The following is a 7,919-nucleotide window of genomic DNA, read 5'->3' as shown; positions in this document are numbered from 1 at the left end:
AAACAGCAGTATATGTTAATCGTAGACACTTTAATGAATATATCATATTCCAGAGAGGTGCATACCCCCAATAAAAAAAGAGGGGCGTGGCCCCTCTTTACCTGTCATACATTCCGTACACTTAGAATATCAAGTAACTTCGTGACTCACTATACACAAAACGCTTCTGTAGCGTTTTGTATAAACAGAAAGGCAAATATAATAGTATTCGCCTTGCACAAAATCTAGCAGCTTTAGTTCGGGTAAATGTGGCTTGCAATTACTACTATCAAAAGAAATTAAAGGCATATCATCCATGTCACCTTTCCCTTATCTCTCTCCACCCTACAGCCACAAGACTTCCTAGCCTTTTCTCTCCCATTTCGCCCAATTTTTTGAGCAATTAAAGTCGTCATAAGAGACAAGGGAAAGAAAGGAATTTTGGAGTAGGGTTGGAGCAAATAACAGAGGAAAAACCAGTGAAACACCTGTGCCCTAAAACTAGTAAATACTTAATGTTTTTCCTTCTTGAGCGAACAAGCTTAAGTTAGAAGAGTCATTCTTGTAATAACTTTAGGAACAATTCCCGATTGCGCTGCGCTATGTATTGTACACCTCAAAAGTAATATAAGGAGAAGCTATTTTGAATTTTAATAGTCATATAAACCTCAATCTCCTCCCCACACTAATACTTGATTCGCCACAATTACTCACAAATATCACCACCATTCCTCATATTGTTACATAGTTCGTGATATAATCTTTAATTGCGATGGTGAATATTACCACTAACGAGCTACACCTGCCGACTCCATTGCACACATGTTTTGACAAATTATTTATTTCGACTTCGAGGAGGAAGATCATGAAGAAATCATTACGAAAAATCTTAGTAATAGGATTGAGCTTATTACTGGTGATTAATGTTTTTATTGCTAATGCCTCTGCAACAACAAACATTAATTCAGACATTCATGGACATTGGGCTGAAAAACCAATGACCGAATGGATATCAAAAGGATACTTAAACGGTTATCCTGATGGCACACTCAAACCAAACAAAGAAATCAAACGGAGCGAATTTATTGCTCTCGTGAACAGAGCTTTTCAACTAAAGGAAGTTACAGAAATTCATTTTAACGATCTTTCATCTTCAGACTGGGCTTACAATGACATCGCAATCGCTGTAAAAAACGGTTATGTCACTGGGTACAATAATGGCACTGTTAGAGCTGATTTATCCATATCACGGCAAGAATCAGCAGTTATGCTGTTCAATCTACTTAAGTTGGAGAATCAAGAATCTCTTACATTTTCTGACGCACAGGAATTTGCCGATTGGAGCAAGGGGGCTATAGGGGCTTTAGTTGCAAAAGGAATTATTAAAGGGTATCCTGACGGTACTTTTCACCCAAACAATACAATTACGCGTGCAGAGGCCGTCACGCTTATTAATCAAGCGTTAAGTATACGCCCCACTTTAGCACAAACCTATGACAAGGCTGGAATTTACGGCCCTACTACCGGAACAGAAACCATAAACGGGAATGTTGTCGTTAGTGCAGCGGGTGTTACTTTACAAAACGTAGTCATTAATGGCGATCTCCTCCTAGCCGAAGGTATCGGCAATGGGGATGCGATCCTAAATAATGTGACTGTTAATGGGAAAACAACCGTTAATGGCGGCGGAGAAAATTCGATCCATGTTGTCAACTCTGTGCTTCTTACCGTTATTGTACATAAAATAGACGGAACTGTTCGAATCGTGGCTGAAGGAACAACAGTCGTAAAATCAGTAGTTGTCCAATCTCCAGCCACCATTGAAGAGTCTGGCGTAACAGGTGTTGGGTTTTCAGATGTGGAACTCGCTAAGGAATTACCCGTAGATTCTAACATCACTCTCCACGGAACATTTGATAAAGTAAACGTAATTGCTACAAAAATCAGTGTTAGTGTTCCCGATGGAGTCATCCAACAATTAAACGTCGGTGACAAAGCTTCATCATTGACAATTACAGTCGATCAATTAGCCGCTATCGTTGATATGGTTCTGAATTCGGCTGTCAAGGTACTCGGTCAAGGTACGATTGAAAATGTGACGGCAAATGCCGGGGCCGCCGGCTCTTCTTTCGAGAACCCACCTACCACAATTGATGGACAAGCAAAGGATGCGGTGATAACTACGACTCCTACGGCTGTATCAAACGGAAGCACTGGGAGTAGTACCTCAATAGGAAGTAATAATTCAGGCAACTCAAGCACAGGAAACACTACTACGGGAAGTAAAAGCAACAACGCAGATTTGAAGACTCTTGCTGTAGGGGATTTGACTTTATATCAAAGCAGTAATATATATGGGGATATAGGAGATGCAGGTTTTAATCCAAACGTCAGCTATTACTTTGCAGAGACACCTATCGGTTATCAGGCTACTGCGACCACAATTACAATTGAGGCTGCAGACCCTAAGTCTACAGTTCGTTTTGGAGTTTTTGATGTTGAAAACGGCAATAGCCCAATTAAACCGTATGGCACACTAAGTGGAACTTCGTATACTTTTACTCTCGCTCCAAAAACAGTAATGGACATTAATATTTCGGTTCTAGCTGCTGACGGCAAAACTAGTAAATACTATACGGTTCATATATCCTGGGAAAGAACATTTTCTGAACAAGTTCACATTGACTCGTTGTATGGAACTATTTCAGGCTTTGATCTTCCAATCGGAGATACAGTCAGATTATATGCAACCCCAGACTCCACAACTCCAATTGTTGAAAGCACTGGCTTCGCTGGCGGCAAGTTTAGTTTAGGAATACCGGGGTTTCAAAATTTAACCAAATCACAAGGGACATTGTGGATTTCATTTCAGAAGAATGGAGGAATTGAGGGAGAACGTTTCCCATACGATTACGATTTAACTCCGATTGCCAATGTAGTTAGCGCAAACGGCATTGAAATCCGTTCATTAACTTCAGAGGAACTCTTTGATTTTATTAGTCCAGGTAATATCCCACAAATCGGTAAACAGTTTAAGGTGACCTTCAATCAACTTGACGATTCAATTGCATCGCAGGTGAAATATGTCCATTTTACTTCAATCTCAGATTCGCGCCCATTTATACCTACTGTAGAAGACTTAAAAGGAACGTACGCCAATTTTTTCCAAAGTATAGATTCGAATGGAGAAGCTATCAAAGTTCATATAACTCAAAGTACATTTCCATGGACTGCACATAACTTCGTTTATTTCTATGATGCAGAGAAGAAGCCACTTGGATATTATGATTTGTATCTAACTACAACTGCACCTGACGCTCCTGCGCTTAGCAATGTTACCTTAGGAACCGTCCTTGCTGGTCGTGATGTCATCCAAGCGACAAGTGATAAAGACAGTACGCTGTACCTAGTTTCAACAACAGCAAATTTATACGATGATGAAAGTATAATTAATGCTGCGGGTCTATATAACGTAAATACAACTGCCAATCAGGTAGCAACTATAAGTACTGTTACCGGCGCAACTTATTTGCCTGCCGGAATTTACCAAATATATGCAATCGATACCGAAGGTAAGATTTCTATTCCATCGGCAGAGATCAAAGTCATTAATACTCCGACAGCTACTATTTCAACTTCTAGTAAGACATTAATGTATTTAAGATTTAACAAAAATATTGAAACTTTCGTGATTGACAGTACATCAACAACAGCGACAGTTTCAAAAACATTCGACAATGTTAATAGCCCCTCAACTGCAACAATTAGTATTGCATCTTCATATGCGAATGCTAACGAAACAATAACGTTCACTATCATAGACGTTGATGGCCTTACGCAGCAGTACGTGGCGGCATTCGATGGAACCTCTTGGAACCTTCAGTCGCAATAAAAATTGAAAGAAGCACCCTTTACAACATCACGAGGTGGTGAAACACCAGCGAGTACGTTAGGGGTGCTTTCATTTTATAATATCATCCAATATATCAAGCGATCAAAGTTTCTTTCGCATATGAACACTATCTAGTCCCCCGATATATCCTTACCACGCACTCTACATGTACCGTATGCGGGAACATCCTTTTATTATGCAATCTTTTATAGTACCAAGAAACTCTATCAATTAAGGATCTTCTTTGATACTTTATTCTCTATTGCGATCGAGCTTCTCTAAAAGTAGAATAATCTACTTCTAGGAAGCTCTATTTTCCATTTCTCTTTAAACAATTTCGTTTTCAATGAGTATTCAATCTTCATATTTGGACAACAATTTTTGTTTAGTAGTTTTGGCTAGCTGTACTTTGGGGTGAAGTATTAAGTCTATTGTAAAAATTTAACCACATAAACTTAAAAGCACAGATAAATATATAGAAGGAGATTAATTATATGTCAAAAAATTATAGAGGAAAAGCGCTATGGAAATTACCTTCAAGAAGTAGAGGAACATGCCCTGTTTGTAAGACTACACGAATCAAATTACTTTACACGCTTCTTACGGAAAACAGTACTAAACTGACTGTTTGCAAGAGATGTCAACATAAAAAAGTCAGCATTTAATCGAGTAAGAGGGGGCGGCACGCCCCCGTCTTCTCACACCACCGTATATGCGGGTCCGCACCCGGCGGTTCCAAAAGAATAACACCTCAAATTGATGAACAATTAGGTGCCTCAATCCTTATACGGATCAAACTCATCCGCTCCAGCCATGCAAACACCAATCGGTTTCAGGACATGCATGACCTCGATTGTTTCGGCATGTAAATCTAGCACGCCTTGAAGCTTGCGATAAACAAAAGGACTCTCGTCCGTGCCTGCGCCGCGCAGTTCCACACCAAAATCCCGAACAGCCACCATCATTTGTTCTGTGCTGATCTGACCGCCGCTGCGGGTACGGGTTTTCCAGTTCATTTTCCCTGCCGCTTGAGTACGGCTCATCATGATCCTTGCTTCCAAGATCATCGAGCAGCGCACGTACTTCACTTGTTGATTTTGCGTTCATTAAGTTATTTCGGAGTTCACTTGCCCCTCGGAATCCACGGACATAGATTTTGAAGAAGCGGGCAAGTGCGCTGAAGGAGCGCCGCATCTGTACTGAATATTGATCATGGAGATCCAGATGCAGCCGCAGCAGATCAAGCAATTCCTGACTGCTATGATCCTTTGGCTCCTTCTCAAAGGCAAACGGATTATGAAAAATCCCACGCCCAATCATAATGCCATCCACTCCATATTGCTCAGCGAGCTTCAAGCCGGTCTGACGGTCAGGAATATCCCCGTTAATGGTTAGGAGTGTGTCTGGAGCCACCTCATCACGAAGTTTCTTAATCTCCGGAATCAGTTCCCAATGAGCGTCGACTTTACTCATCTCATCTCTTGTCCGCAGATGAATGGACAGATTCACAATGTCTTGTTTCAGAATATGGGTTAACCAGTCGCGCCATTCGTCTACGCTACTAAAACCGAGCCTTGTTTTTACACTGACGGGCAGTCCCCCGGCTTTGGCGGCCTGGATAAGTTCCGCTGCAATGTCGGGACGGCAGATCAGCCCGCTTCCCTTCCCGTTCTCTGCTACATTCGCTACAGGACAACCCATATTAATATCGATGCCTTTAAACCCTTCTTTCGCCATGCCGATACTCATTTGACGAAAGTATTCCGGCTTATCTCCCCAGATATGGGCTACCATGGGCTGTTCATCCTCTGTAAAAGTCAAACGTCCGCGCACACTGTGGTTCCCCTCCGGGTGACAATAGCTCTCTGTATTCGCAAACTCCGTAAAAAACACATCTGGTCTGGCTGCTTCACTTACAACATGACGAAACACAACATCCGTCACATCTTCCATGGGCGCCAGTACAAAAAAAGGTCGTGGTAAATCACGCCAAAAATTATCTGTCATATCCAATACCCCTCTATACATACCAGGACAAATCTTTATCCCGAAATAGTAAGTCTAACCTGTTCTTGATCTTGTTCATGCTCTTGCTTTTTCTTCACTTATAGCATATTTAAGCAATGTATATCAAACAGCAGTATATGTTAATCGTAGACACTTTAATGAATATATCATATTCCAGAGAGGTGCATACCCCAATAAAAAAAGAGGGGCGTGGCCCCTCCTTGCTATTATTTATTTTATAGCCATATGCATTGCCGCGACACCGCCACTATAGCTCTTTACATCTACTTTGGAAAATCCCGCTTCCAAAAACATTTGTTTCAGTACATTTTTATTAGGGAAATGACGGGCTGATTCTTGTAACCATGAGTATTCATCATAACTTTTGGCAATAAACTTTCCAAGCAAGGGCATGATATAGCGAACATAAAAGAGGGAAGCTTGTCTATAACCGATTAATGTGGGTTGGGATGTTTCTAAACAAACGACTTGTCCGCCTGGTTTAGTTACTCGATACATCTCCCGCAACACGGTTGAATAATCGGGTACATTTCTTAAACCAAAACCAATGGTTACATAATCAAATGAATCATCTTCAAAAGGAAGCTCCATGGCATTTCCCTGGATATGTGTAAGCTGCTTTAAAGCTTGTTGCTCTTGCTTATCTTGGGCTATTTTGAGCATGTTTTGGCTAAAATCTAATCCAATGACTTCTCCATGCGTTCCAACAGCATTTGCTAAAGCAATCGCCCAATCCCCGGTTCCAGTGCACACATCAAGAGCTTTACTACCTTCTTTCACATTCATCCGTTTCATAACATCATGGCGCCATGCGATATGTCTCCTAAAAGTGATGACCGAGTTCATCGAGTCGTATTGATCCGATATCTTTTCAAATACCTGATGAACTCTTTCCGACTTTGTTTGTTCAGACATGAAATTCCCTCTCTTCCACAAGTGCAATATGATTCTTTCAACGAAAAATTATTTATGCTCATCACGCACTGCGCCGCAGTTCATAAAAATATTGCACAATCGGATGCTTTAACTTCATCTTTTCTTTCATGTTTAAAATCCGCTTTTTGCCAACTCGTCTGTCCACCAAAGCTAGAATATTCAATAAGATATCATCGCTCTCTATGCTTTCTTCTATAGAAGTAGATAAGAACTTATTTGCTGTAGCGACAAAATTGGATTTACTTAATGCAGCCTGTGCTAACAAAAGCTCCTTGGCGAGTACGGATACTTTTCTATTTCTTGCAATTACGTTTAGACGATCCTCTGGAACGGTCCCTTTGGTTTCCTTTCTGACAGCTTCCAATTCATCATCGCTAATCGGAATTTGGATATTGGGATCATTCTTAATTTCCAGCTCCGTCTGATACCATCGGATTGAGCTGGTTTTATCACTCATATGGAGTACATTCTTTTTATCTACCGAAATATAACAAAGCCCTGCTTTATCAGGTAAATAACGATAACCGGTTGCGCGGTATTCAACTCTTCCAGCTAACGCAGGACTGAGAAAACTCTCCAGCTGTTGCTTCAATTTGCTCCAGGACATGGTTCCTCCTATGTTTTCAAACCCTGAGGGGCGCGGTATCCATCTGCACATCTTATTCAGTGTCAACAACTCATGACTGAAGTCGCGAGCTTGTAACTGCCCGGAAGTGAGAGCGGCGGGTTAGGCCTCCTTCCTTAACATGGCGTTACGATAGGCAGGTTGACTGCTGCCCGGCTGTACAGGTATACCTACACAGCCACTTCAGCGATGTACTTCATTCCAATGCGCTGAAGATTCATGGCTCCAATTCGATCATCATTAGAGCCGTAGCCGCACTCTCTGCAACAGAAGTGGTGCTTTTTCCTGTCGCGGTTCGCTTTGTTTGTACGCAGGCACTTCGGGCACTTCTGAGACGTGTACTCCGGATTCGCTGCGATCACCTTGGCGCCTGAACGAATCCCTTTGTACTCGATCATCTGACGAAGTTGGTAAAACGACCATGATACGCTCTCGTATCGATCCCGGATGCGAACACGT

Annotated in this window: 4 protein-coding genes and 2 pseudogenes; 1 reads left to right on the top strand and 5 read right to left on the bottom strand. The window is 41.6% G+C overall.

Annotation, left to right across the window (positions count from 1 at the left end):
- The first annotated feature begins 844 nt into the window (after positions 1-844).
- A complete protein-coding gene (locus CRG97_RS05330) occupies positions 845-3,871 on the top strand; it encodes an S-layer homology domain-containing protein (RefSeq protein ID WP_161952915.1) in 3,027 nt (1,008 codons plus the stop codon).
- Positions 3,872-4,647: 776 nt separating this feature from the next.
- Here CRG97_RS05330 and CRG97_RS33520 read toward each other — a convergent pair.
- The 5 genes and pseudogenes from CRG97_RS33520 to CRG97_RS33515 all read right to left on the bottom strand — a co-directional run.
- Positions 4,648-4,917, bottom strand: a pseudogene (locus tag CRG97_RS33520) (RtcB family protein); the annotation flags it as partial.
- Positions 4,895-5,878, bottom strand: a pseudogene (locus CRG97_RS05320) (tRNA dihydrouridine synthase); the annotation flags it as partial. The pseudogenes CRG97_RS05320 and CRG97_RS33520, both read right to left, overlap by 23 nt.
- A gap of 231 nt (positions 5,879-6,109) precedes the next feature.
- Positions 6,110-6,814 (bottom strand): demethylmenaquinone methyltransferase, encoded by a 705-nt coding sequence (locus CRG97_RS05315; protein ID WP_098742089.1) that lies wholly within the window; start codon positions 6,812-6,814, stop codon positions 6,110-6,112.
- A 61-nt stretch (positions 6,815-6,875) separates the two neighbouring features.
- Positions 6,876-7,442: an SF0329 family protein gene (locus CRG97_RS05310; RefSeq protein ID WP_098742088.1), complete on the bottom strand. Its 567-nt coding sequence runs from the start codon at positions 7,440-7,442 to the stop codon at positions 6,876-6,878.
- Positions 7,443-7,630: 188 nt separating this feature from the next.
- A partial coding sequence (locus tag CRG97_RS33515; RefSeq protein ID WP_237566298.1) for a transposase occupies positions 7,631-7,919 on the bottom strand: 289 nt, incomplete at its 5' end.

Origin of the sequence: Paenibacillus sp. EZ-K15, from assembly GCF_002573715.1 — a bacterium.
Taxonomy (GTDB): domain Bacteria; phylum Bacillota; class Bacilli; order Paenibacillales; family Paenibacillaceae; genus Paenibacillus_AQ.
Note: the sequence above shows the minus strand (reverse complement) of the source record. Positions and strands in the feature narration are given on the sequence as shown.

What these genes read in the sequence shown, in the direction of transcription:
- CRG97_RS05330 (WP_161952915.1), top strand. Translation starts at nt 845, where the DNA reads ATGAAGAAATCATTACGAAAAATCTTAGTAATAGGATTGAGCTTATTA.
- CRG97_RS05315 (WP_098742089.1), bottom strand. Translation starts at nt 6,814, where the DNA reads ATGTCTGAACAAACAAAGTCGGAAAGAGTTCATCAGGTATTTGAAAAG.
- CRG97_RS05310 (WP_098742088.1), bottom strand. Translation starts at nt 7,442, where the DNA reads ATGTCCTGGAGCAAATTGAAGCAACAGCTGGAGAGTTTTCTCAGTCCT.